Origin of the sequence: Halorubrum sp. Atlit-8R (assembly GCF_003666025.1) — an archaeon.
GTDB lineage: Archaea > Halobacteriota > Halobacteria > Halobacteriales > Haloferacaceae > Halorubrum > Halorubrum salinarum.
Genome location: NZ_QPLV01000001.1, coordinates 319,700 through 343,083 on the forward strand (window position 1 = coordinate 319,700; position 23,384 = coordinate 343,083).

A 23,384-nucleotide genomic window follows, 5' to 3' on the forward strand; every position below is an offset into this window, starting at 1 on the left:
GTAGTCCTCTCGTAAGAAAGATATAAACGTGATGCCAAAAATTACAACGTATGACACATTCAGCGAGACAAGTAACGCTCGCTATTTTATTCAGCCTCGTCATGATAGGATCCATGATGGGGCCATTCGTTGGAGGTGCCGTGGCTGCCACAGACGGGAGTTTCTCCCCATCAGAGAGTGCCATTCAGCCCACAGGGCAGCCAGTCCACTCAGACATTGGTACAATCAACGTTACTAATGAGTTAGCGGTCTGGGAGCGTGCCCCCCTCCGTCCTGTAAAGGTTGACCGAACAGACGGCCCTGACAGGCCAGCAACCACGGTTAGTTCCCCTGAAGTAACTCTTGAGGGTGTCAACATCGAAACCTCCCAAGAAGCTATTTTCGAGCAAGGTGATGATGTCTCGTTTAATCTCGACGGGACATCAGACCTCCCTGAGAAAGAGTTCAGAGTGCTAGTCACGCGTATTGACGCAAATCAAGATACGACTGAGGTGTTTCTCAACGCTCAGAACGTGAGTGTTGACGAGGTTGAAAATGCCTTTGAAGATGTTCCGGGATACAGTGACTTCGAATCAACCGTTCAAAACCAAAACGAGGTCCGGTTTGGAACTGTCCGTGACTTCTTCAACGAGACGAGCCAGTTTGAGACGTTTGCCGACTCCTTTGCTGAGAATCAAACGTTAACTACAGAACGATTTGAGGAGGCACTGACTTCGGAAGAGTTCTTAGAGCTCACGGAGTTTAGCACTGTTTCCGCTGGTGAGATCCGTGCCGACGGAACTCAAGAGGCAACTGTCAATCTTGACCAGGCAGGTACATACATTTTAATTGGGCACATTGGCGGTGATGTGTATGACGAGGGTGATGACCGCCCCCGATTCAATAACACAACCGCACTTGGGGTTGATGCTGTTACGGCTCAAGAGGCCTCCTCAACAATTGAGCTTGACAGTAATGAGGTCACAGCCGGAAATAATGTCTCGATAACTGCGACAGCTGCTCTTGATACTGATACAGATATTTCACACGCAGTTGCCGTCATTGACGAAGATACGTTCAGCGAGAGTAAAACAGAAATCCTAGTCGACGGTGGCTTCTCGCGTGACGTACGCGCCGAGGATGTGACAGTTGCTTCAACAATTTCGGAGATACAAGGAGTTGCTAATGTACAGCCGAATATAGAGATATCTGGAACTGATATCGCCTCTGAGGAATTCTCAGGCACGGTAAGCACAGAAGACCAAGCAGACAGCTTCTTTGATATCCGGAATGCGCTGGTTGATGGATTCAATATCCGTGACCAAGCCGGCGACGCGGCCACGTTCAATACCATCGGAGATACAACGTTGAACGCCTCGATGACTGCTATTGGCGACGCCACCAGCCAAGAAACAATCGAAGTTGAGACATTGGAGGAGTGGGAGGCTGGCACATACACCCTTCTTCACATCGCATCTGATCAAGAAGACGGGCATGTCAGCACGAACAGTACCACGATCACTATTGTCGATAGCACTGATACGGGCGGTGACGGCGGTGACGGCGGTGACGGCGGTGACGGCGGTGACGGCGGTGACGGCGGTGACGGCGGTGACGGCGGTGACGGCGGTGACGGCGGTGACGGCGGTGACGGGGCACCCGAAGTTGTTGAGCCATCGCCTGAAGATCTTAATATTGTTGAACGAGAGGGTGGCGCGTCAGTCACGGTTGAAAACATTCGGGCGAACACGCCGACCCGGTTCGGCGTCGGTCGGAACGTGTCCCGGAACGGCGCCTCGGTCCGGAACTTCACGGTGAATCTCGCACAGGACCGCGACACTTTCTCCGTGAACGTCTCGACGAGTGACGATCCGCCGGAGACGACACCGCCGGTTGAGACTGGCACCCCGTTCACATACGTCGACGTGGACGCGGGGAACCTCACCGACGAGGATTACAACAGTGTAGAGTGGGACTTCACGGTTGACCTCGAGCGACTTGAAGAAAACGACGTCGACCCAGAAGATGTCCAACTCCAGCGGTACAACGAGACTCAGGGTGCGTGGGAGCGCTTCGAAACGACGCACCGTGGCGATGGTGTGTTCGTGGCTGAAGTGCCTGGCTTCTCCACGTTCGCGATTACGGCAGTTGAGCCCGCCTCACTCTCGGTTACTGCCGCCAGCCTCAGCGCAGACGAAGTCAACGTCGATGAGACGTTCGACGTGACAGCCACCATCGAAAACACTGGCGACGAGAGCGGTGAAACCGAGCTCGAAGTGCTCGTTAATGGCAATGTCGTTGAGACGCGCACAGTGACGCTTGATGGCGGCGCAACAACAGAGGAAACCTTCGAGGTGAGCGTGACCGAAGCAGGTGACTTCGAAGTTTCTGTCAACGCTGTCAGCGCTGGTGACATCTCTGTTGTGAGTGCTGATGCGGATGGAGGCGACGGGACCGGTGACGGTGACGGGACCGGTGACGGTGACGGGACCGGTGACGGTGACGATGGTGGGAACCTCGGCATCGCTCTCGTTGCCCTCCTGTTTGGCCTCCTAATTGCCGGCGGGTTCATCTACTACTTCGTCAATGAGCAAGAGTAGCTAACACACGACTCTTTCACCCGCCCTCCACATGGCAACTCAGCACAGCTCAGCCCCGGTCGTCTGCTCGGACGTGACCCGTCGGTACGAAGGCAGCACAGGCCGGTTCGGAACGAGCGGGACCACCGTGACGGCGCTCGACAACGTCTCGTGTGAAATCACACACGGGTCGGTCGTCGGGGTTGCGGGACCGAGTGGTAGCGGCAAATCCACACTGCTTCACCTGCTCGCAGGTCTTGATACGCCAACGGCCGGTGATATTCAGATCTACGGAACCTCAATCCAAACCCTCTCGTCGCGTGAACGAACAGCATTTCGCCGGTCGCATATTGGGATGGTATTCCAACGCTTCCACCTCTTGCCCGCGCTCACCGCGGTAGAAAACGTCGCAGTGCCACTCGTTCAGGCCGGTGAGAGCCGCGCTACACGGCGTGACCGCGCCACGGAGTTGCTTGACGCGGTCGGCCTCGACGGCCGTCACAAACACCGCCCCGGCTCGTTAAGCGGCGGCGAACAACAGCGCGTCGCGATTGCGCGGGCGCTCGCTGCGGATCCAGCGGTTGTAATTGCTGACGAACCAACCGGTGAACTTGATCGTGAAACGGGTGAACAGGTGCTTGATGTGTTGACTGACATTGCTGCGGATCGCGCAGTTGTCATCGCGTCGCACGACGAGTACACCCTGTCTCGAACAGACCGCGTGATCAACCTGCGAGATGGACGCCGAGAGACGTGAGTAGTCGACGACGTCAACTGGCGGGGATCTGTGGCCTTGGTGTCCGACGCGTTGTTGGTCGCCTCCGAACTGGCGCACGCGGCCGCACACTCGTCTCAATCACCGGTGTTGCCCTTGCGGTCGCGTTGTTGGTCGTTGTCACGAGTCTGTCAGCGGGGCTCGCTGGTGGCGCAACCGTCCAGAGTGAGGATATCGACTACTGGATCGTCCCTGACGAGTCGGGCGCAGGGAGCGTCCCACTCAACGCAGAGGGAGCCCAACTGAGCGAGGTCCATCGCATTACAGCCCAATTACGGGCAGATTCACGGATTAACTACGTAACTCCCGTTGCGATCACGCCGATTCAGCTTCGGCACCCAGCAACCAACGAGCAGACGTATGTCCTCGTGCTGGGCGTGATCCCCGAATCAGGGCGACATGTTGCCGGACTCAATACGACTCCATTAGCGGACTCATACGTCCATTATGACAACGGGTCATACGCTGGGCCGTGGACAGGACAGATGGTCATTTCCCCTGCTGTTGCCACTGAACTCAACGTGACACAGCGGGATGAACTCGCACTCGGTGGGAGCACGCGAACTGGGACCGTCTCCCACGTGACAGACACGAATCTCGATGCTGGCGTGGGTGAGGTGCCGGCGATTGTGATGCCGCTTGCTGAACTTCAAACACTCACCGGCCAAGCCAGCAGTGATACCGCTGACCAGATTCTGGTGAGTACGACTGACCCCAGCGTTCAATCACTACTTACTGACATCTATCCGGGGACGAGTGTGGTTTCACGTGTCGGGCTCGCAGGCGCAGAGACATCGACCACGAACTTACCACTCGCGATGGCGCTGGCTGCCACTGTTGTTGCTGGAGGGATTGGGGTCGCGTTCGTCGCGACAATGATGGGCTTAGAGCTAACTGCGAGCCGTCAAGAGATAGCTATTCTTGGTGCTGTCGGCTTCTCGACGCGGGCTCGGGTACTCGTTGTGATTACGGAGACAGTTACCGTGGCGATCCTTGGCGGGCTGCTTGGCGTTGCTCTCGGGAGTGTCGGGATTGTTGGTCTGAACGCCGCCATCGCGGAGTTTGTTGGTGTTACGACACTAGCGACACTCACACCCGGTATCATTCTGTATGCGCTGGCCGCAGCCGTTGCGGTGGGCGTACTTGCTGTTCCGTATCCATTGTATCTGGCAACACAGACAGACGTGCTAGCAGCACTTACACGCTAATGAAAACACGACTCAGACAGATTTTCGGGCAAATATGGATTGCGCTTCGCCAACTCCGCTGGGATAAAACCCGAACTGTCCTTGCGGTCATCGGCATTGCGCTTGCCGTCTTATCTGTCACCCTGCTTGCTGGTGTTGGGACTGGCGTGACCGAAACTGGCAACGAGCTATTCAACGAAGCTGACCGTGATCTGTGGGTTACTGGCGGCCCGATCGACCTCGCACCCGGGACTGTCGGCGGCTTCCAAAACCCGGTTCCAAACGCACACACCATTGCCAACCAGATCGAGCAACACGAGGATGTGCGAGTAGCGGTTCCACTCGCCTTCCAAGTCGTGTACGTCAGCACTAATGGTGAGGAGTTCGAGACGATGATTGGCAGCGGAACGCCAGGCACAGGTGGCTCCGTACGCGTTACAGCTGGCGAGCGATTTACGGGTCCAAACACTCACTACGCTGATGGCACCTACAGTGGGAATTTCACGCATCAAGCACTCATCTCACCAGAACTTGCTGCCCAACAGAACCTCACGGTCGGCGACACCATCCACGTCGGTGGGACCATTGCGAGTGCTCGCGCGAACGAGTTTGAGATTGTCGGAATTTCTCCTACCTTCTCGAACTTTTTGGGGACATCCACAGTCACGTTGCGGTTGAGCGAACTCCAAACGCTCACTGGTAACGCGTATGATGACAGCGCAACACTGATTACCATCACTACTGTCGACGGCGCCGATCGTGAGGCTGTACGGGAAGACCTCGCCACGTCATATCCCGAGTATACGTTCCGCACCAATCAAGAGCAGTTCGTTGAGGTCCTCCAACAGCAGGCGGTCGTGCTTGCTGCCGGCACGAGTCTTGTAGTGTTGGGCATAATTGCTGGTGGGATGCTCGCGCTGAATCTGCTCTTGTCGTTAGTGTATATCCAGTGCGAACCGTTTGCTGTCCTTCGTGCCACCGGCGCAACCCGGCGTGGCATTGCTGGGATCGCGATCGTCCAAGCCGTCAGCATTGCCGTCGGTGGGTATCTGTTGGGCGCACTGTTGACTCCGCCACTCGCAGCTGCTCTTGACCAGCTTGCGTTTGCTGTGACCGGATTCGAAGGGCTCGTACAGATCCCACGGTACGCCTATGTTGCTGGGGGAGTTGTTGCTGGGGGGTTCGCACTGCTCGGTGGCCTTCTGGGTGTCTGGCGTGTTACGCGGGCGACGTCCACTCGGGGCTTAATCAATTAATAAGATATCTGATCTGTCTGATCCCTTTCACAGCTGAAGCTGTGGGGCTTCCTCCTTGTTCCTCTGTGAGGGTTGCCCCAATCGACGTTCGTTCTAGACGTGGAGCCGTCAAGTGAACACCTTAATTAACACATGTGTTGATGTATACTCACAAATAATGTTTGAGCGGGCGAGAGAGTGGCTTCGCGACATCTACGTTGGCGAGATCAAGCAGTCGCTTGAATTGACACCGGACCACGTTGCTGTCATCCAAGACGGAAATCGACGGTATGCCCGTGAAAGAGGGCTTGATCCCTCGGATGGGCACGCTTACGGAGCAGAGACGACCGAAGACATGCTCCATTGGTGTACTGAATTTGATATTACTGAGGTCACCTTATATACCTTCTCGACGGAAAACTTCGCACGGCCGGATGAGGAACTTCTCGACCTTTTTGATCTGATTGAGGATCGACTGTACTCGTTTGCAGATGCGGATCTTGTTCACGATAACGAAGTATCAATACATGGGTTGGGTGAAATTCAACGACTCCCAGACCGCGTGGCTGAGGCAGTTGCGTACGCTGAACAACGTACCCAACAGTATGAGACACTCAACCTAAATATCGCATTAGCGTACGGCGGCCGAAACGAACTTCTGCGGACGGCCCAGCAACTCACACGAGAAGTTGCGAACGGTGAGTTGGAGCCAGACGCAATCACGGCAGAAACGATCGGAAAGAGGTTATACCGGAGGCCAGTCCAAGACGTCGATTTAGTAATCCGGACTGGTGGAGATGAACGCACCTCGAATTTTCTTCCGTGGCATGCGAGTGGAAATGAAGCTGCGGTCTACTTTTGTACACCGTACTGGCCAGAGTTCAATAAAGTGGAATTTGCGCGGGCCATCCGCACGTATGAAGCACGCGAACAGTCCTGGCAAGAGACCCAACTTCACCGTGCTCTCTCGCTTGTTCGTGCGGCTACACACATGGAATACCAGCCGCGAGTACAACTAATCCACCGGCTTCGTAGCCAGCTTCCACAAGAGACTGCCACCCAACTCGCGAACATAGTCAATATTGATACCGAAATAACAGCCACAGACGCGGACACACAGCAGTGTCAATCTCTCTCAAACGATTAACTCCAGAGGGTACAAACTCTTCACTTGAAAAGGTGGAGCGACTACGACTCTTTCTTTTCGTATTAATCACAGCCGGGATGCCACTCAGAAGGTAAGCTCCTCTAACCGCGACCTCGGAGATCCAACAGACCAAAACTCACAGACGGATGCTGGTGTTCACAATCTTTTTGTCAGTAACATACATGTGGCATTATCGGTCACGCCGGTACCTGGATCAAAGCCTCCGTGATTTGTATTTACGGGCACTGATCCGGCGGTGTTAAGATAAGGTCGAAGGATAAGGCGGTCAACAGATCGAGTGGTTCATGCTCTCGTTTGACCGCCTCAGCGGCGATAACGGTCGTATCGAGTTAGATTTTCTAGAGCGAGAGGCGACACCCGAGTCGGCGATGAAGCTCGGTATCCAACTCCATTTGGCTGAATTATCACTTTCAGATACAGTTTTATTTTTGAGGGTTTGGGTGTCAATCGCCATCGAACTACCGTTCATCGGTGGCTTCAGAAAGCCGATCTACAGCCGACAGACGATGCGAATCCGACTCACGTTGTGGTCGATGAAACAGTGATTCAGCTCAACTCTGAGCAATATTGGCTGTACGCTGCTGTCGATCCCGGCACAACCCGCCTGCTCCACGTTTGGCTGTATCCGACGAGAACGAACGCTATCACGTCGATGTTTCTCTCGAAACTGCGTGAGAAACATCAGGTTGACGATGTGGTCCTTCCCGTCGACGGTGCGCCGTGGTTACACGCGGCCTGTCATCGTCACAGGCTCCGATTCCACCATGTCACACGTGGGAATCGGAATGCCGTCGAACGTGTCTCCCGAGAAGTAAAACGACGAACAAACTAATTCTCAAATACGTTTAGTCACGTCGAACCGAAGACCGCCGAAAATTGGCTCTAAGCGTTCGCCTTCGCATGGGATCAACTTATCCAAACACTACCCTGATCCCCGCTCGGATGTACATACTAACCGATCACGATTAATGAACCGTTCTATAACTCTTCCAAGACTTGTCGCATTTGCTGTCTTTGTAGTTTTATTTTTGATGATAATGGAAAATTTTTTAAACAATGCGGGTTCATGGTGAGATATCGAGTAGCTTGAGCGGATCATTTTAACAAGTTTCTCCCTGAATTCGCGCTGTAGATGTTGTCAATTTTTCCTGATAATATTATAATATAAAATTCATCACACACCAACCAAATGAATGTCCTGACTACCTGTTTGATTCTGAAATCGAGGATACATTTCTGCCTTTATTCTCCGCGATCCTCGTTATCGCCTCTAAGACAGTTTGAACTACTCCTCGTCAGATCTTTTGTTTTCGGGTGGACCACGACCAGGGGGCTCTTCAGGCGGATCACGACCAGGGGGCTCTTCAGGCGGATCACGACCAGGGGGCTCTTCAGGCGGATCACGACCAGGGGGCTCTTCAGGCGGACCACGGCCGGGACTGGTCTTGTTTTCATTGCCTTCACAGAACACCTGGAACTGCTCAGTTGTTCTGACAGTCCCCCTTCCATCGCCGATCTCCCCAGCCAAGTTGAGTGAAAATGTAGCTTGTCCGGTGTCTCTACACTCTGTTTTGATTTCTACTGGTGGATCTCCAATATCAAAACCTATTTGTACGGTTGAGTTGGTCTCGAGACTTTTCCCGGCAACTGTTATTTTGTCAAGTGGGCCGCTGGTGCTGTCAAGCGTGACTGTGAGTTCAAGTGGGGTAGGAAACTGATTGGTGATCCGGGCCACTGTCTCGCCATCAGATACGCTCTCCTTCTGTTGTGTAATTCCCAGATACGCGTTCTCGTCTTTAACGACATTCACCTCCACGCCGCGCTCGGCCTCGATGCTGCTGAACGCGCCGGTGCCGACGCTCATCGCGCCGGCGCTCGCGCCGCCGAGTAGCAGGATGAGGTTCCGTCGTTTCATTTGCGTTGAGTTCGCACAGTCCGTTCACTCGAACTAACGCGTCCGGACTGTAAGGTTATGCGTCCCCGGAACGTCGGAAAGCACTGCTTGAACGCTGCCGCCTTACCTCAGTTCCGGTGGTTCCCCGGGTTCGCCGACCCTCATCTCTGCGGTGTAGTACTTGTGGACGACCGCGGAGAACGCGAACGCCACGACGATGGCGACCGCCCACGCCATGTCGGGGAGGAGGACGAACGGCCACGCGTCGAGCCACACCGCACCGGTGAGCGCGGCGGCGACCCCCGAGAGTCCGAGGTAGTAGTCGCTCCACGGGATCTCTTTCCCCTCCACGACGTCCATGTACAAGTCGACGTTCTGGAGCGCGGGCGTCGGCTCCACGATCCCCCGGTCCTTGTTGAACTCGACGACGCCCGCGTCGTCCATCTTCGGCAGGTGCGACTGCTGGAGCGCGGTGTACACGCGCTTGCGCTCGTTTCCGGTGATCTCGGCCGTGTCGATCCCGTTTTCCCACGCCGCGATCTGTTCTGCCATGTCGCCGATCTCCAGTTTGTCCGCCTCCTCCCGCTTCAGCAGATGAACTGCGAACCGTCGGCGCTGGTTCGCCAGCACGTCGAACAGCTCGTCTTCGGACACCTCCGTTGTCGGTTCCGCTCCCTGCCCGTCTAACTGCTGTACCGACGCCATTCCTGTCTGATATATATGAACAAATCAACATAAAACCCATGGGTATGATAACCTGCTAAACTTTTTTCTCGTTCATTCGGCGGTCAACACGAACGCGTAAATTTGCTTTTTGCGGCCTAAGAACCCGAGAAACGCCGTGATCAAATTCTATCCGCGAGCGGTTCGCCCGATATTATCAGGTTCCAGTAACTACCCCTCTCGTCACAGGGGCGGCGATCACCACTTCAGGCCGGGCTTGAACGCGGTCTCAGGACCGGCCTGAACCGATCGAACCGGGGTTCAGGCGGGGTCGGAACCGACCGGCCGGGAGTTCAGTCCCGCCCGGAAGTGTTTCTGGAACTTCATTACGATATGGGATAGGCCCCATGGGTGTTATAGAGCGACCCTGGGTGACGCGGGATGTCCCGCGTCGGCGGTCCACGGGTCGTGTGCGAACACAACGAGGTTACACAACTATGGCAAACCGACGCAAGTTCCTCGCCGGACTGGGCGCATTGGCTTCTGGTAGCGCGGCCGCAGTGGGTACGGGCGCGTTCACGAGTGTGAGCGCAGACCGGACCGTGAATGTAAGCGTTGCGGATGACTCCGATGCGTTACTCGCGTTTGAGACGGGTAGTGCTGACAACAGCGCGTATGCGGACGCAAGCGATACTGCGGTCAGCATCGACGTTACTGATTCGAATAATTCTGGGTTTAGCGACACCGATCCGAACGGCGTAAACCCCAACGCGACCACCCAGATCAACGACATCTTCAAAATCCGCAATCAGGGATCGCAGGCGGTTGTCGTCTACGTCGACCCCTCGAGCATTAGCAGTAACAACCGGACGACCTCCGATGGGTTCGGCGTCGACCCGCAGGCATCTAACCGTCCGAACGGTGACTACGAGAATAGTCCGGACAGTCGGGCTGACGGCGTCGAGAACGACCAGATCTCGCTGACGGGACTCTACAGTACGCCCCCGTACGAGTACTCGGCGTACGCCGACGACGGGACCGATGACGCGATCGAGGAGTTCGTCCTTGAGCCCGGGGAAGCGTTCGACTTCGGGCTCTACGTGAACTCAGGCAGCAGCACCACCTCTGCGACAATCAACATGGATATCGTCGCTGACGCGACACTCGTTCCCGATTCCTTCGCTGGTCAGGAGAGCTAACGATAGACCATGAATCGACGCACCCTCCTCGTTGGGGCTGGCAGTCTTGCGATGAGCGGGACACTTCTCACTGGAACGGGTGCGTTTACATCTACGAGCGCAAATCGAACGGTCACGGCGCGCGTCGCTGATGATGACCAGGCGTTGGTTGCGTTGCGTCAACAAGGGGCTGGGCGCCGAAGCCTTGGTGTCGGGACTCCTGAACGCGTTGTCTTTGATTTTCCTGGCTCGTTGGAAGCAGCTAATGCTGAAGATCTCGGGGTAGGTGCGAATTCAGTGTATGAGTTTAGTCAGGATTCTGGGAAGACAATTACCGGCCAGATCGACCCAGTTGAGGGGCTGCTCGCAATCGAGAATCAAGGGTCCCAAGCAGTGTCCGTTTTTACCCGTGACGCGACCGACTCTGCCGTAACAATCGAGCTGTTTGATGTCAACGATCCGGAGCGGATTGCACTTCGAGACGAGCCGGCCCAGCTGGCGACCGGCGAGTCCGTGAACACTGGTGTGCGGATTCGAACTGGTGATACGGGGCCACAGGAGTTCGAAGAAACACTTGTGATTATCGCGCAAGAGCAGTAACCCACACTGGTCGTCACTGCGGCGGTTCGATCCCGCCGGTGGGCATCCCCACACCCGGGGAGATACACCATGCAACGGAGAAAATACCTTGCTGGGCTCGGCGCCCTTGCGGCTGGTTCAGGAGCGGCAGTTGGAACAGGTGCGTTCACGAGTGTCACTGCGGATCGGGGTGTGTCTGTCGCCGTGGCGGACGACGCAGATGCGCTCTTAGCTATCGAACCCGAAGACACCCCTAACGGGAACGAATACGCAGACGTCTCCGGTGGAGAGGTTTTGCTTGACTTCTCAAATACGAACGAAACCTTCGCTGAAAGCTCTGATGACGGTGCGAGTGGGATCAACGGTGATGCTGATACAACGATTCGTGATGTACTTCAGGTTACAAATCAGGGAACTCAAGACGTGATCGTCGGTATTGGAAGCCTGCCGTCTGCGACGAGTGCGTACACTGACGATGGAGACGTGGCAGCTAACGGCAACAGCACTAGTCTCAACTGGGACAACTACTCTCCGAGCAGTGGCAATCTCGCGTTGGTCGAACCAGGTGAGACGATGAATCGTGTTGGGTTCATTTTCCGGGACCCGCCGAACTCCCTGAATCTGACCGGTGGGACGCTGACGCTCAACGCTGTTGCGGTGGACTCACTTGCTGACCCGGCCGCTGTTCGGAGCAACTATAGCAACGTTACGAATAACAGCTAACTCTCTCTTTGCTTCAACTGCTGTCTAGTCCTTTCTCAGCCGTGACAGCGGTGGGTTTCCCGTAGTTGTCCCGCTGTTTCACTGATTCTTACATTTTCAGTTTTGACAAGTAATATATTCAGGATCAGGCAACCCCAGAGTTCGGGCCTTCAGAATCGAGGCCCGTTATCGTTGGTTGCGTGTGGTATCAGAGTGACAATGAATGGTCAACTAGAGCCTTCGATATCTTCAGGAACACCATACTCATATCCCAGCATCACTTACGCTCTATATAATATATACATGCCCGCCACTCGCCGTATGTTGGGCTTTGCTCTCCTCTTCGTAGCCGCGGGGTCACTTGCGTTCGCCACAGGTGGGGCGGTAGTTGATGACACCGACCCCCTCACGACCGATGACCTCGTGGTCCAGCCAGCCGACAGCTCCAATGGCCAGTATGTCTATTTCACTGACGACGGTGAGATTTCGATCGACATTTCGGCGTCAAATCCAGATTCTCCCCGATCTTTCGAGGGTGTCAACGTCGACTCGACCGCAGCGATCGACGACGTGTTCACGGTCACGTACACGGCCGACGAGTACGCGCACGTGTGGATCGGGGACGCGAGCGAGAACGTCACGTTCGTCGCCGGCGGCGACTCGATCGAGGGCGAGGCGAACAACGTTACGCTCGCGCCGAACGAGACGGTCGCGATCGGCCTCGCGCTCGACACGCGCGGGAAGACCGCTGAGACGCAGCTGGGTGCCGACGAGTTCTCGATCGAGGCAAAGATCGCGGAGCCGGAGTCGCCGGCGATGTCGACCGGGAGCGATAACGGTGGCCCGACCACGACTGTTTTCTCGCCGAGCGGGGACCGGCGCGAGCTCGTCGCGAGCGGCATCGAGCGCGGCGAGGGCGTGCGGTTCCGGGCCGACGGGATGTCGCTCGACGGCAGGGACGTCACGCTCGAAGGGATCGACTTGGAGGGCGTCCGGACCGAGCGCGTCGAGCTGAACGCCACGGGGAGTCCGACCCCCTTCGCGAACGAGAGCGCGCTGGCGGCGCCGACGACGCCGCGGTCGCTGGCCTACCTCGCCTTGGAGTACGACTTCGCGCCCGACGCGGTCGATTCGATGACGGTCCGGTTCAGCGCGGACCCGGACTACCTCAACGCGACCGGGACCGACCCCGCGGACGTGACGCTCTACCGGCGGACGGACGCGGGCGAGTGGGAGGAGAAGCCCGCGACCGTCGTCAACGACGCGGTCGTCGAGATTCTGGGGCTCCCCGAGGACCGCGTCCACTTCCGCGCGCGGACCGCCGAGTTCTCGACGTTCGCGGTCGCGGCGCACGCGCCCCGGTTCGACGTGACCGAGGCGTCGGTCGTGCCCGGGGCGATCGACCCCGGCGACGAGGCGACCGTCCGGGCGACCCTACGGAACGGGGGCGGCGCGGCGGGCGAGCGCGGGGTGACGCTGACCGCCGACGGCGATCCGGTGGCGACCGAGACGGTCGCGCTCGCGCCGAACGAGACGGCGACGGTCGCGTTCGACGCGACCTTCGAGACCGCCGCCGAGTACGAGCTGGCGCTCGACGGCACCCCGGTCGGCACCCTGCTCGTCGGCGACCCCGCGGAAGACCCGGCCGGCGGCGAGGGGGAGGAGTCCGGCGGGACCGGCGGCGGATCCGCCGGGACGGACGGGAGCGACGGGGGCGGCGCCGGAAGCGATCCCACCGAGGAGCCCGGCGGCGTCGACTTCGCGCAGCTCGGCGGGCTGTTCGCCGCGGTGCTCGTCGCCGCGGCCGGGCTCGCGCTGTACCGGCGGACGTCGCGCTCGTGACGGCCGAGCGGCGCGCGGTCGAGACCGACGCCCCGTCCCCGCGGCCGGGCGTCGTCGACAAGTTATCACCGCCGAGACATGCGCCGACAGTTCTTCCCGTCTGGTCGGTCGTGTTACGCCCGTGACAGCGCCCGCGACCGACGAGCGCGACCGCACTGGCGACGCGAAGCGTCGAGCGGACCGCGACTTCCGTCGGGAACTGCTCGCGAGCGCCCGAGCGATCGACGTGTTCGCCCTGCTCGCGGTGCCTGGGGCCTTGATCGCCGTCTTCGCGCTCCCCGAGGCGACCCGGCGGTCGCTCGTGTTCGCGTACACCGACCCCACGCTCCGCTCGGCGTTCACGGCCCACTACGTCCACCTCAGCGCCGACCACCTCCTCGGCAACCTCGCCGGGTACGGGCTCCTCGCCGGGGTCGGCTACGCGCTGGCGGCCCTGAGCGGGCGGCGGCGGCTCTTCTTCACGGCGTTCGCGACGTACCTCGGCGCCTTCCCGCTCGCGCTCTCCGCGCTGAACCTCGCCGTCCCGCGGAACGCGATCGGCTTCGGCTTCTCCGGGGTGAACATGGCGCTCGCCGGACTGCTCCCGATCCTGTGGTACTGTTACGCCCGCGAGCGGTTCTTCCCCGCGGCGTCGGTCGCCGCGCTGCCCGCCGTCTTCTTCGGGCTGGTCGGGTGGATCGCGCTACTCGCGCTGCCCGTCTCGACCGAGGGGATCGGGCTGGGAGGGCTGGCGATCGGCGTCGCGAGCGGGCTCCTCGCGGTGCTGTACGCGGCCAGCAGCGAGGTCCGGTTCCCGCCGCCGGTCCGCGAGCACGTGCGCACGGTCGCGTCGCGCCCCGGCCACGGCGACCTGCTCGCGGTCGCCGCGGTGGTGGCCGTCGGCTACCCCGTCGTCGGCTTCCCCTCGGACCCCTCCGGCGGCGGCAGCGTCGTGAACCTCTACGTCCATCTCCTCGGGTTCTGTCTCGGGTTCATCGGCCCGTTTGCGCTCCTCGCGGGCGGCGCCTTCGACGGGTAGGCCGGGTCGCCGAACGACCTCGTCGTCGGGCGGCCGCCCGTGCCGATCGGATTCGCCTCCACCCACGAACTTATTAGGGCAGGCCGACGTTCAGCGATCGACGGATACCTGACGGTCGCACGACAGGAACGCCGGTCGCGCGGTCGCTCCCGGGACCGCTCTCTCGCCCGAACCGACGCATGTCACTCAAACGAACGCTGTCTCTGGCCGTTCAGGCCGCCGCGGTGCTGGTCGTCGTCTCGCTCGTCGTCGGCCAACTCCTCGGCCAGCCGGTCCTCCTCAGCTACGTCGAGACCGGGAGCATGCAGCCGACGCTCGACCCCGGCGACGGGTTCGTGGCGATCCCGGCGCAGGTCGCGGGCGGGATCGGCACCGGCGACGTGGTGACGTTCGACGCCCAAGAGATCCAGGGCGGCGGGCTGACGACCCACCGCGTCGTCGAGGAGACCGAACGGGGGTACGTCACCCGCGGGGACAACAACCCGTTCACCGATCAGGACGGGGGCGAGCCGATCGTCCAGGACGCGGACGTGGTCGCGAAGGCGCTTCAGGTCGGGGGAAGCGTCGTCGTGATCCCCCACTTGGGCACCGCGGCGATGGGGTTCCAGTCCGCCCTCGACGCCGTTCAGACGCGGTTGGCGGTGACGTTCGGCGTCCGGTCGCTCCAGGGAACGCAGGGGCTGGCGTACATCGTCTTCGGGCTGTCGGTCGTCGCGTACGCGGTCGACTGGTACCTCAACGCGGGCGGTCGCGACCGCGACGCGCGCGACCGGTCCCGCGACGACGGCACCTCCGTGTTCGCGATCCTCGGCGTGCTGGCGCTGGTGCTGATGGCGACCGCGACCGCGGCGATGGTCGTCCCGGGCGGGACCCAGGAGTACGGCGTCGTCAGCGCCGAGTTCGAGTCCGAGAACCCGACCGTCATCGAGCGCGGCACGAGCCAGGAGATCGAGTACGTCGTCCCCAACGCCGGGCTCGTCCCGGTGTACGCGTACGTCACCCCGGCGAGCCCCGGCGTCGACGTCGAGCCGCAGCGCCTCGCCGTCGGCAGCCGCGGCGAGGCGTCGACGACGGTGACGCTGTCGGCGCCCGACGAGACCGGCTACTACCGCCTGTTCGTCGTCGAACACCGGTACCTCGCGGTGCTGCCGCCGGGCGTCGTCGACGAGCTGTACGGCGTCCACCCCTGGGCGCCGCTCGTCGCGATCAACGGCCTGCTCGGCGGCGGTATCGTCGGGATCGGACTGCTACTGCTGCGCGGCGAACCGGCCCGGATCCGGTCGCGCGGCTCCCGCGAGCGCCCCCCGCTCTACAAGGGACTCCTCCGCGAGCTCTACAGGTAACACATGTCTTCAGCGCCCGACGAACGTCGACTCCGACTCCGCGCCGTACTGAACGCACAGTCCACCGCGATCCTCGCGGTCTGTCTCCTCCTCGTCGCGGTCGGGGCGGGGCTCGTGTACACGACGCACGTCGATCCCGGGACGGAGACGGAGCAACGGACGGTCTCGTCGCTCACCGTCGAGAGCGAGTACCGCCACAGCGCGACCGTGACGGAGCCGAACGCCGTCTTCGAGACCGGGCGCGTGCTCGACGGGCGCGACACGTACTTCACGCGGGTGGCCCCGGAGCTCGACGTGAGCGTGGCGACGAGCTACGCCGCGTCGACCGCGGAGAACGTGACCGTCCAGGTCGACTCCGCGCTCGTCATCCGCAACGTCGGCGAGGGCGACACCGTCTACTGGCGCGAGACGGAGCCGCTCGCGTCGGAGACGGCCTCGGGCGTCGCGCCCGGCGAGACGGTGAACGCCTCCTTCACGCTCAACAGCACGGCGATAGACGGGCGCGTGGCCTCGATCGAAGAGCAGCTCGGCGCCTCGCCGGGCGAGACGGAGACGTTCGTCACGACCGAGGTCGCCGTCGACGGGTCGATCGGGGGCGTGCCGACGGCCTCGACGCAGACGCTCGACATGACGGTCACCCACGGGGGCGACACCTACTCCGTCTCCGAGCCGGGCGTCCAGTCCGACACCACGGAGCGGACCGAGCCGGTGACCGTCAAGCGCGAGTACGGCGTGCTCCGGTCGTTCGGCGGCCCGCTCCTCCTGCTCGTCGGGCTCGCGGGCGCCGGCGGGATCGCCTACGCGCGGCGGGAGTACGACCTCGCGCTCACCGAGGCGGAGCGCGAGTACCTCTCGTACCGCGACGACCGCTCGGAGTTCGCGGAGTGGATCACGACGTTCCGGCTCCCGGCGTCGGTCCACGAGCGCCCGACCGCCGAGGCCGGGTCGCTTCGCGACCTCGTCGACTTCGCGATCGACAACGACACCGGCGTCGTCGAGGACCCCGAGACCGGCGCCTTCCACGCGGTCGCCGGCGAGTTCGTCTACACCTACCGCCCGCCCGCGCCGTCGACGGGCGACGGCCCCGCCGACGGCGAGGCGGTCGCCGGCGACGACCCGGGAGCGACCGCCGCGGTCAGTTCGGACTCGGCCGCGACCGCCTCGGCACCGGCCGAGGACGGCGACTCGCCGGGCGCCGCCCGCGACGCCGCCGACCTCGACGCCGCCGACCTCGATGGCCGCTCCGCCGACGCGACGGGGTCGGACGAGCGGGACGAGCGGGACTGACCCCTCCGGCCGCGCTCGCCGCTTCTGACCGCGGTTCAGTCGCCACCGCTCCCGTTCGCCTCATCGTCGCGCCAGGAGTGTTCCGGCTCCCACCCGAGCAGCCGCTCCGCCTTCGTACAGTCGAAGACGGACTCGTCGCCGTCGAGGTCGCAGTCGGCGGGCAGGTCGCCGAACGCCGCCTCGATCGTCGCGGCGGTGTCGCGGCCGAGGAAGTTCTCCGCGGCGACGATCAGCACCGCCTCGTGGCCCTCGATCGCGGTCTCGGGGTCGATCGCAGCCTCGATCGCCGAGACCGCGTCCCGCACGTCGACGTACGACCAGCAGTTGCCGCTCGGGTCGGCGGTCGCGGGGTCGAACGTCTCCCGGGCCTCGCGGCGCCGCTCGTCGCCCGGGTAGGTCACCCACGAGAATCGCAGCGAGACGACGGGGACGCCGTGGCGGCGGGCGGCCGCGGCCGCGATCTCCTCGCCGACGACCTTTGAGAGGCCGTACGGGTCCTCCGGCTCGGTCGGCGTCGCCTCGTCGATCGGGAGGCGGTCGGGGAGCCAGTCGTCGGCGGCGAAGACGGTGCCGTAGAGGCTCTCGCTCGACGCCCACGCGATCCGGGCGCCCGCGGCGCCGGCCGCGTCGAAGACGTTGTACGCACTCTCGACGTTGTTCGCGAACACCCGCGAGCCGGCGTGGTCCTCGGGGTGCGGGATCGCGGCCAGGTGGACGACCGCGTCGGGCGCGGCCGCCTCGATCACCTGCCGCGTCTCCCCGTAGTCGGTGAGGTCCGCCGCCGCGTAGTCGACGTCGGCGCGCCGCTCGTCGCGCGGGGGCGTCCGCCGGTCGACGGCGACGACCTCGCGGCCCGCGTCCGCGAGCGCGTCGACCGTGCGCGCGCCGACGCCGCCGGCGCTTCCCGTGACAAGTACGGTGTCCATGTCACCGCGAGCGCGACTCCGGGCCATAGGTGCGACGATCCCGGGACGCTCGGTCGTGTCGGTCGCGTCGGTCGCGCTGGTCGGGGCGGATGCCGCCGGGTATGATGGCTCTGCTCGCGCTGCGCGTGCGAGTCGTGCCAACTAGTAGCAAAAATCCGATCGCGCTCGGGCTCGGACCCCCCGCCTACGCCGAGGCCTCGTAGCCGGCGTCCTCGATGGCGGCCACGACGGCGTCGACGTCCACGTCGCCCTCGACGGTCGCGGTCCCCGCCTCGTGGTCGGCGCTCGCGGACTCGACGCCCGGCAACTCGCCGAGCGCGTCGGTGACGTTGTCCTCGCAGCCGGTACACGACATGCCGTCGACGTCTATCGTCGTCATGCGCGTCTGTAGCCACCGCGGACACAACTGCCTTTCCGTCGCCCCCGCAGACGACCGGTTCCCGGGGTCGTTCTCGCGTCGCCCGACCGTCGGACCGCTTTTGCCCGCGCCGGTCGAACGCCCGCCCATGCGCACCCTCGACGAGACGGACCGGGAGATCATCCGGCTGCTGCTGGCCGACGCGCGGCGCCCGTACAGTGACATCGCCGAGCGCGTGGACCTGTCGGCGCCCGCGGTGTCCGACCGCGTCGACCGCCTCCGCGAGGTGGGCGTGATCGAGGGGTTCACGCTCCGGATCGACGGCGACGCGCTCTCGGACGGGCTGCGGGTCCTCGCGACGCTCGCCGTCGCGCCCGCGGACGCCGAGCGCGTCCACGAGTCGGTCGCCACCCACGAGCGCGTCGAGCACGCCTTCCTCACCGCCGACGGCGAGGTGACGGTCGTCGCGCGCGTCGAGGAGGGGACCGCCCGCGACCTCGTCGACGACGCGGTCGGCCTGGACGCCGTGACCGAGCTGTCGGTCCGCCCGCTCGACGCCCACGACTGGTCGCCCGCCGTCGGCGACGCGGACCTCGCGGTCGAGTGCGTCGAGTGCGGGAACACCGTCACCGCCGAGGGGGAGTCGGCCCGGATCGACGGGACGCTGTACCACTTCTGTTGCGGCTCCTGCCGGGAGAACTTCGAGGAGCGCTTCGACCGGATCGAGGAGGGCGCGTAGTCGGGAGACGCTCCCGACGCGCCGCGGAGAGTAACGTACTTGAGTGCCCGCCGGTTAGCCGAACTCGCAGTCCCGTGGTGTAGTGGCCAATCATAATGGCCTTTGGAGGGAATCCGTCCGCGTCCGCGACTCACACGCGGCTGTTGGGCGTTTCTGCTGGAACGCCCCGTCGGATGCCCGAAGTCAGCCATTGACGGCGGTTCGAATCCGCCCGGGACTATCTTCCGAACTCCACCGCGAGCCGCGGGCTCCGAAGTCCGGCGCCGCCTACGCCTCGTCGAGGAACTCGTCGAAGAGGGCGACGACTCGCCCCTCTATCTCGTCGCGGATCTCGCGGACGCGCTCGATGTCCTGCCCGTGCGGGTCGTCGAGCGCCCAGTCGCGGGCCTCGACTCCGTCGGCGAGCGTCAGCGTCGAGCACCCCATGGTGGCGACGACGTCGCAGGCGTTCAGCTCCGCGGTCGAGACCTCGCGGGGGACGCGGTCGGAGAGGTCGATCCCGAGTTCCCCCATCGCTTCCACGACCTCGGGGTGGACCTCCTCGGCCGGATGCGTGCCGCCGGTGACGACCTCGACGCGGTCGTCGAGGCCGCGCTCGCGGCGCTCGCGCTCCGCGAACGCCGCCGACATCTGGCTGCGACCGGCGTTCTGGACGCAGACGAACCCGAACGTCACGACGTCGTCGTCGTTCATACCCGTGCGTCCCGGCGCGCCCGATTAACGCTTCCTAAGAGGGCTATAGAGCGCTATGTATTCCGCGCGTCGGCGCCGAGGGGCGGGCATCGGCGACGGGCACTCACTCCAGCACTACCGAGAACCCCCACGCCGCCGACGACCGGGGCTCGGCGTCGTCGGCCACGACCGACACCGTCGTCTCGAACCGGTACTCGCCCACCGGGAGACAGGCGTCCTCGCCGAGCGTCGCGTACAGGTCCACGAGCCGCTCGCTCGACTCCCCGGGGTCGAGCGCGAACGTCCAGTACTCCTCCGTCGTGGCGATCGCGTCGGTCAGCCGCCAGCAGTCGGGTTCGGCGGGGTACTCGCCGTCCGCCGGCAGGCAGACGAGCGCGTTGTCCCCGTCGGAGACGTACTCGAAGTGGACGGCGCGCCCCTCGCCGACGCGCACCCGGTCGTCGCCCGCGTTCGTCAGCGTCGTGCGCAACTGCGGCGGGTGGTCGGTCGTCGCGGCCTCGCGCGTGACCGCCACGCTCGGCCGGACCGGGAAGTCCACGTCGCCGTCGGTGGCGACGATCGAGACGCCCGGGCCGCCGGTCCCCTCGGGGCGCGTCCCGCCGGCGTCGGTGTCGTTCCCGTCCGAGCCCGGCAGGCCGTCGCTGTCGGACCCGTCGCTGCCGGGACCGCCGCCGTCGGAGCCCGTCGACGCACACCCGGCGAGTGCGAGCAGTCCGCCCGCGCTCGCCCCGCACACGCCGCGGAGGTACCGCCGTCGAGTCGGTGTCACAGGTCCGACAGCACCGGCGCGCGTATAGCCTTGTTGTCGGGGGTCCGCCCGCCGATCGTGTGTGTCATTTTTTACCATGCGGATCGTGGGTGTCACATGGACATCTCCGATTACCGGGCGGCGGTCGCGGCGAACCGGCGCGAGCACGGCTTCGAGGCGGTCGACGAGCGGACGGACGCGTTCGAGCGGCTGTGGACGACCCGCGAGACGGACGACACGCTCGGCGAGATGGTCGTGTTGGCGACGCTCGTCGAGGCCGACGGGGCGGACCCGGAGACGCTGCTCGACGCCGCGGCGGCGCTCCGCGACGTGTTGGCCGACACCGTCGACCCCCGCCCGGGACGCGCCGACGGCGGCGAGGCGCCGACGCCCGTCGGCTACGTGACGCTCGCGACGCCGGATCCGGACGCGTCGCTGCTCGACGCGATGTCCGGGTTCACGGTCGCGAAGCGACGGACGAACGTGTTCCCGCTCGTGTACGACACCGAGGCGGAGCGGCTCCACCGTCACGAGGTCCCGCGGCTGAAGGGGCGGGGCATCTACCGCCGGCAGGCGGACGACGCCGAGCGGCTCTTCGACGTGTAAATAGCGGTGGTTGAACCGGAATTCCCGTCGCTGACGCGTCGGGTGACTGCGGATGACTGATTGCCGATAAGTCGTCAGCGAACACCGCCGAAGCCCCACGCCGCGACCGCAACCTCACGCCTCCCCAGCCTCGCGGTTCGCGCTCCGCGAGCGCTCACCGCTCCCTCGCGCGTGCGACTCACGCCCTCCGGGCGTTCGTCGGCACGCGCCACCAAGTCGGTCCCGATCAGCGAATCGCGGAGCGGCCGCTGTGGGTCTGAAAATACGGAAAAATCGCACCGCTCGCGCGCCGTTCAGACGAGCCGCGCCGCGATGCGCGCCGCGCCGTCCGCGGCCGCGGTCGCGGGGTCCTCGGGCGAGACGACCTCGACGTCGCGGTCGAGCTCCTCGCTGAGGCGCTTCTCGAACTCCTCGGTGAGCCCCGGGATGCACGCCATGCCGCCGGTGATGGCGAGCGGGCGTCCGAGCGCCAGCTGGTAGGGCTTCATGTGGTCGTTCGCGAGCTCGGGGAGGAACTCGTTGGCGACGACGTCGACCGCCTCGTCGATGTACCGGTCGATCGGCTCCTGGACGCCGCGGTCGACGGTGAACTCGTGGCTCCCGCCGCCCGGCTGCTGGACCACGTCGGTGAACGGCTCGAAGTCGTACACGTCGCCGTGCTGCTCTTTGTACTCCCGAGCGGTCGTCCGGTCGATGTGGACGCGGCCCTGCGTCTCCTCCTCAACGGCCGCGACGATGCGGCGGTCGACCTCGTTGCCCGTCACCGAGCCGGTCGAGAACGGCGAGAGCTGCTCACCGCGCCGGTAGGCGCACGCCTCCATCGTCGTCGAGCCGAGGTTCACCGACACGAACACCTCGTCGATCGCGTCGAGGTCGTCGCCGTAGGCGGGGATCGCCCCGCACAGCGACTCGGGGTAGCTCCGCGTCTCGACCCCGCCGATCGAGGAGCCCTCGATCACCGACTTGAGGTTCTCGACGCCGGCCTCGTTGTCGATGGTCGGCACGGCGTAGACGACCGCGCTGTCCTCGGGCACGTCGTGGGCGTCCACGACCGCCTCGAAGAAGCGCTCGGCGTCAGCGACGCTGTCGTCGTCCTCGGGGAGGCCCGAGCGCAGCATGAAGCGCACGCGGTCGGGGTACTCGACCGCGGCCTCCTCGCCGAACAGCACCTTCTCCTCGCCGGTGATGGCGTCCTCGTAGGTCGCTAGGCAGGTCAGCACCGAGTGGCGCTCGCGTCCGCCCCGGCCGTCGGGGATGTCGAGCACCGTTCGAGTGCTGCCTAATTTCACGCCGACCGCTGCCGATTCGTCCGATTCGTTGATGTCCGTGGATTCGTCGTCGCTCATTGGTCACTCGCACACGAAGCGATCCGGACGATGGAGACGAGGCTGATCCGGTGGTCCGCGGGCGTGAACGGCCGGTCGCGCGTCGGGGCGTCGAACCCCTCGAGGCGGCGCGTCAGCGCCGCGACCGCGTCGTCGCCGACCCAGTCGAGTTCGCCGTAGTAGGACAGCGCGTCCCGGCTCCGCACGTGGCCGCCGACGTCGACGAGGTAGCCGAGCCACTCGCCGATCTCGCGTTCCGCCGCGGGCGACGCGGGGATCGCCGTCAGGTACGGCTTCTCCCCGGGACCGTCGCCGTTCAACCGCGCACCACGTCGACGCTGGAGCAGCTCCGTGAACGCGGCCGAGCGCGCCGCCTGCTCGGCTCGGTTCCGGTTGGGCCGCCGGAGCGCCCGCTCCCGAGGCGCTCCGTCCGCACCGTCCCGCGGCGCGTCCGCGATCCGGCGCAGCTCCCGTACGTCGTACCGTCGTGGATTCAGACTCATGTTCCGTCCGTCGTTCGCGTCCGTACCGGCACTGTCGCGGCGGGGTTATATGATAGT

22 protein-coding genes, 1 tRNA gene and 1 pseudogene are annotated in these 23,384 nt (G+C 63.2%); 16 read left to right on the forward strand and 8 right to left on the reverse strand.

The genetic code is table 11. The annotated features are described in order from the left end of the window. The first annotated feature begins 50 nt into the window (after window positions 1–50). The 6 genes and pseudogenes from DVK05_RS16745 to DVK05_RS01485 all read left to right on the forward strand — a co-directional run bounded on the left by DVK05_RS16745 (window position 51) and on the right by DVK05_RS01485 (window position 7,809). Window positions 51–2,579 carry a PGF-pre-PGF domain-containing protein gene (locus DVK05_RS16745; RefSeq protein ID WP_147437697.1) on the forward strand — a complete coding sequence of 843 codons (2,529 nt, stop codon included), beginning with the start codon at window positions 51–53 and terminating at the stop codon, window positions 2,577–2,579. Window positions 2,580–2,610: 31 nt separating this feature from the next. Next, a complete protein-coding gene (locus tag DVK05_RS01465; protein WP_121561670.1) occupies window positions 2,611–3,315 on the forward strand; it encodes an ABC transporter ATP-binding protein in 705 nt (234 codons plus the stop codon). Further along, complete coding sequence (locus DVK05_RS01470; protein ID WP_233559322.1) at window positions 3,312–4,541, forward strand: FtsX-like permease family protein; 1,230 nt, start codon at window positions 3,312–3,314, stop codon at window positions 4,539–4,541. Before DVK05_RS01465 ends, DVK05_RS01470 begins: the two co-directional genes overlap by 4 nt. Beyond that, window positions 4,541–5,776: an ABC transporter permease gene (locus tag DVK05_RS01475; protein ID WP_121561671.1), complete on the forward strand. Its 1,236-nt coding sequence runs from the start codon at window positions 4,541–4,543 to the stop codon at window positions 5,774–5,776. Before DVK05_RS01470 ends, DVK05_RS01475 begins: the two co-directional genes overlap by 1 nt. Before the next feature lie 157 nt (window positions 5,777–5,933). Then, a complete protein-coding gene (uppS, locus tag DVK05_RS01480; RefSeq protein WP_121561672.1) occupies window positions 5,934–6,902 on the forward strand; it encodes a polyprenyl diphosphate synthase in 969 nt (322 codons plus the stop codon). Between the two features lie 305 nt (window positions 6,903–7,207). Further along, window positions 7,208–7,809: pseudogene (locus DVK05_RS01485) on the forward strand (IS6 family transposase). Window positions 7,810–8,208: 399 nt separating this feature from the next. Here the strand turns inward: DVK05_RS01485 and DVK05_RS17510 are convergent. After that, window positions 8,209–8,838, reverse strand: a complete 630-nt coding sequence (locus DVK05_RS17510) for a hypothetical protein (RefSeq protein ID WP_233559320.1) — start codon at window positions 8,836–8,838, stop codon at window positions 8,209–8,211. A gap of 102 nt (window positions 8,839–8,940) precedes the next feature. Beyond that, window positions 8,941–9,522, reverse strand: coding sequence for a hypothetical protein (locus tag DVK05_RS01500; RefSeq protein WP_121561673.1), 582 nt, complete (start codon window positions 9,520–9,522; stop codon window positions 8,941–8,943). A 455-nt stretch (window positions 9,523–9,977) separates the two neighbouring features. Here DVK05_RS01500 and DVK05_RS01505 point away from each other — a divergent pair, with 455 nt between their 5' ends. From DVK05_RS01505 to DVK05_RS01525, 7 genes are all read left to right on the forward strand, one after another. Continuing rightward, on the forward strand, window positions 9,978–10,679 hold the full coding sequence (locus DVK05_RS01505; RefSeq protein ID WP_147437699.1) for a hypothetical protein: 702 nt from the start codon (window positions 9,978–9,980) through the stop codon (window positions 10,677–10,679). A gap of 9 nt (window positions 10,680–10,688) precedes the next feature. Continuing rightward, window positions 10,689–11,258 carry a hypothetical protein gene (locus tag DVK05_RS16750; RefSeq protein WP_147437701.1) on the forward strand — a complete coding sequence of 190 codons (570 nt, stop codon included), beginning with the start codon at window positions 10,689–10,691 and terminating at the stop codon, window positions 11,256–11,258. Between the two features lie 69 nt (window positions 11,259–11,327). Next, window positions 11,328–11,960, forward strand: coding sequence for a hypothetical protein (locus DVK05_RS16755; protein WP_147437703.1), 633 nt, complete (start codon window positions 11,328–11,330; stop codon window positions 11,958–11,960). Between the two features lie 300 nt (window positions 11,961–12,260). Next, window positions 12,261–13,781 carry a DUF1102 domain-containing protein gene (locus DVK05_RS01510; RefSeq protein ID WP_321166935.1) on the forward strand — a complete coding sequence of 507 codons (1,521 nt, stop codon included), beginning with the start codon at window positions 12,261–12,263 and terminating at the stop codon, window positions 13,779–13,781. A 121-nt stretch (window positions 13,782–13,902) separates the two neighbouring features. Further along, window positions 13,903–14,799 (forward strand): hypothetical protein, encoded by an 897-nt coding sequence (locus DVK05_RS01515; protein WP_121561676.1) that lies wholly within the window; start codon window positions 13,903–13,905, stop codon window positions 14,797–14,799. A gap of 179 nt (window positions 14,800–14,978) precedes the next feature. Beyond that, window positions 14,979–16,142: a signal peptidase I gene (locus DVK05_RS01520; protein ID WP_121561677.1), complete on the forward strand. Its 1,164-nt coding sequence runs from the start codon at window positions 14,979–14,981 to the stop codon at window positions 16,140–16,142. 3 nt (window positions 16,143–16,145) lie between these two features. Next, on the forward strand, window positions 16,146–17,429 hold the full coding sequence (locus DVK05_RS01525; protein ID WP_121561678.1) for a DUF5305 domain-containing protein: 1,284 nt from the start codon (window positions 16,146–16,148) through the stop codon (window positions 17,427–17,429). Between the two features lie 35 nt (window positions 17,430–17,464). On the opposite strand, the gene DVK05_RS01530 is transcribed toward DVK05_RS01525, so the two are convergent. Continuing rightward, the gene (locus tag DVK05_RS01530) at window positions 17,465–18,355 is read right to left on the reverse strand and encodes an NAD(P)-dependent oxidoreductase (RefSeq protein WP_121561679.1); all 891 of its coding nucleotides are present in this window, start codon (window positions 18,353–18,355) and stop codon (window positions 17,465–17,467) included. A gap of 184 nt (window positions 18,356–18,539) precedes the next feature. Beyond that, on the reverse strand, window positions 18,540–18,734 hold the full coding sequence (locus DVK05_RS01535; RefSeq protein ID WP_007344879.1) for a heavy-metal-associated domain-containing protein: 195 nt from the start codon (window positions 18,732–18,734) through the stop codon (window positions 18,540–18,542). A gap of 127 nt (window positions 18,735–18,861) precedes the next feature. On the opposite strand from DVK05_RS01535, the gene DVK05_RS01540 reads away from it, so the two are divergent. Both DVK05_RS01540 and DVK05_RS01545 read left to right on the forward strand, forming a co-directional pair. After that, window positions 18,862–19,452, forward strand: coding sequence for an AsnC family transcriptional regulator (locus DVK05_RS01540; protein WP_121561680.1), 591 nt, complete (start codon window positions 18,862–18,864; stop codon window positions 19,450–19,452). Between the two features lie 68 nt (window positions 19,453–19,520). Beyond that, window positions 19,521–19,672: transfer RNA gene (locus DVK05_RS01545), tRNA-Gln, on the forward strand. A gap of 47 nt (window positions 19,673–19,719) precedes the next feature. Here the strand turns inward: DVK05_RS01545 and DVK05_RS01550 are convergent. Then, complete coding sequence (locus DVK05_RS01550) at window positions 19,720–20,145, reverse strand: low molecular weight phosphatase family protein (protein ID WP_121561681.1); 426 nt, start codon at window positions 20,143–20,145, stop codon at window positions 19,720–19,722. 103 nt (window positions 20,146–20,248) lie between these two features. Further along, window positions 20,249–20,914 (reverse strand): hypothetical protein, encoded by a 666-nt coding sequence (locus DVK05_RS01555; RefSeq protein ID WP_121561682.1) that lies wholly within the window; start codon window positions 20,912–20,914, stop codon window positions 20,249–20,251. 96 nt (window positions 20,915–21,010) lie between these two features. Between DVK05_RS01555 and DVK05_RS01560 the strand changes: the two genes are divergently transcribed. Next, a complete protein-coding gene (locus DVK05_RS01560) occupies window positions 21,011–21,499 on the forward strand; it encodes a hypothetical protein (protein ID WP_121561683.1) in 489 nt (162 codons plus the stop codon). Window positions 21,500–21,792: 293 nt separating this feature from the next. Here DVK05_RS01560 and DVK05_RS01565 read toward each other — a convergent pair whose 3' ends face one another. Together DVK05_RS01565 and DVK05_RS01570 are read right to left on the reverse strand one after the other, a co-directional pair. Continuing rightward, a complete protein-coding gene (locus tag DVK05_RS01565) occupies window positions 21,793–22,845 on the reverse strand; it encodes a cell division FtsA domain-containing protein (RefSeq protein WP_121561684.1) in 1,053 nt (350 codons plus the stop codon). After that, a complete protein-coding gene (locus tag DVK05_RS01570; protein ID WP_121561685.1) occupies window positions 22,842–23,327 on the reverse strand; it encodes a FlaD/FlaE family flagellar protein in 486 nt (161 codons plus the stop codon). The genes DVK05_RS01565 and DVK05_RS01570 overlap by 4 nt, the downstream gene beginning before the upstream one ends. Between the last annotated feature and the right edge of the window lie 57 nt (window positions 23,328–23,384).

Coding starts and splice junctions, on each gene's coding strand:
- DVK05_RS16745 (WP_147437697.1), top strand. CDS start 51: ATGACACATTCAGCGAGACAAGTAACGCTCGCTATTTTATTCAGCCTC.
- DVK05_RS01465 (WP_121561670.1), top strand. CDS start 2,611: ATGGCAACTCAGCACAGCTCAGCCCCGGTCGTCTGCTCGGACGTGACC.
- DVK05_RS01475 (WP_121561671.1), top strand. CDS start 4,541: ATGAAAACACGACTCAGACAGATTTTCGGGCAAATATGGATTGCGCTT.
- uppS (WP_121561672.1), top strand. CDS start 5,934: ATGTTTGAGCGGGCGAGAGAGTGGCTTCGCGACATCTACGTTGGCGAG.
- DVK05_RS17510 (WP_233559320.1), bottom strand. CDS start 8,838: ATGAAACGACGGAACCTCATCCTGCTACTCGGCGGCGCGAGCGCCGGC.
- DVK05_RS01500 (WP_121561673.1), bottom strand. CDS start 9,522: ATGGCGTCGGTACAGCAGTTAGACGGGCAGGGAGCGGAACCGACAACG.
- DVK05_RS01505 (WP_147437699.1), top strand. CDS start 9,978: ATGGCAAACCGACGCAAGTTCCTCGCCGGACTGGGCGCATTGGCTTCT.
- DVK05_RS16750 (WP_147437701.1), top strand. CDS start 10,689: ATGAATCGACGCACCCTCCTCGTTGGGGCTGGCAGTCTTGCGATGAGC.
- DVK05_RS16755 (WP_147437703.1), top strand. CDS start 11,328: ATGCAACGGAGAAAATACCTTGCTGGGCTCGGCGCCCTTGCGGCTGGT.
- DVK05_RS01510 (WP_321166935.1), top strand. CDS start 12,261: ATGTTGGGCTTTGCTCTCCTCTTCGTAGCCGCGGGGTCACTTGCGTTC.
- DVK05_RS01520 (WP_121561677.1), top strand. CDS start 14,979: ATGTCACTCAAACGAACGCTGTCTCTGGCCGTTCAGGCCGCCGCGGTG.
- DVK05_RS01525 (WP_121561678.1), top strand. CDS start 16,146: ATGTCTTCAGCGCCCGACGAACGTCGACTCCGACTCCGCGCCGTACTG.
- DVK05_RS01530 (WP_121561679.1), bottom strand. CDS start 18,355: ATGGACACCGTACTTGTCACGGGAAGCGCCGGCGGCGTCGGCGCGCGC.
- DVK05_RS01535 (WP_007344879.1), bottom strand. CDS start 18,734: ATGACGACGATAGACGTCGACGGCATGTCGTGTACCGGCTGCGAGGAC.
- DVK05_RS01540 (WP_121561680.1), top strand. CDS start 18,862: ATGCGCACCCTCGACGAGACGGACCGGGAGATCATCCGGCTGCTGCTG.
- DVK05_RS01550 (WP_121561681.1), bottom strand. CDS start 20,145: ATGAACGACGACGACGTCGTGACGTTCGGGTTCGTCTGCGTCCAGAAC.
- DVK05_RS01560 (WP_121561683.1), top strand. CDS start 21,011: ATGGACATCTCCGATTACCGGGCGGCGGTCGCGGCGAACCGGCGCGAG.
- DVK05_RS01565 (WP_121561684.1), bottom strand. CDS start 22,845: ATGAGCGACGACGAATCCACGGACATCAACGAATCGGACGAATCGGCA.
- DVK05_RS01570 (WP_121561685.1), bottom strand. CDS start 23,327: ATGAGTCTGAATCCACGACGGTACGACGTACGGGAGCTGCGCCGGATC.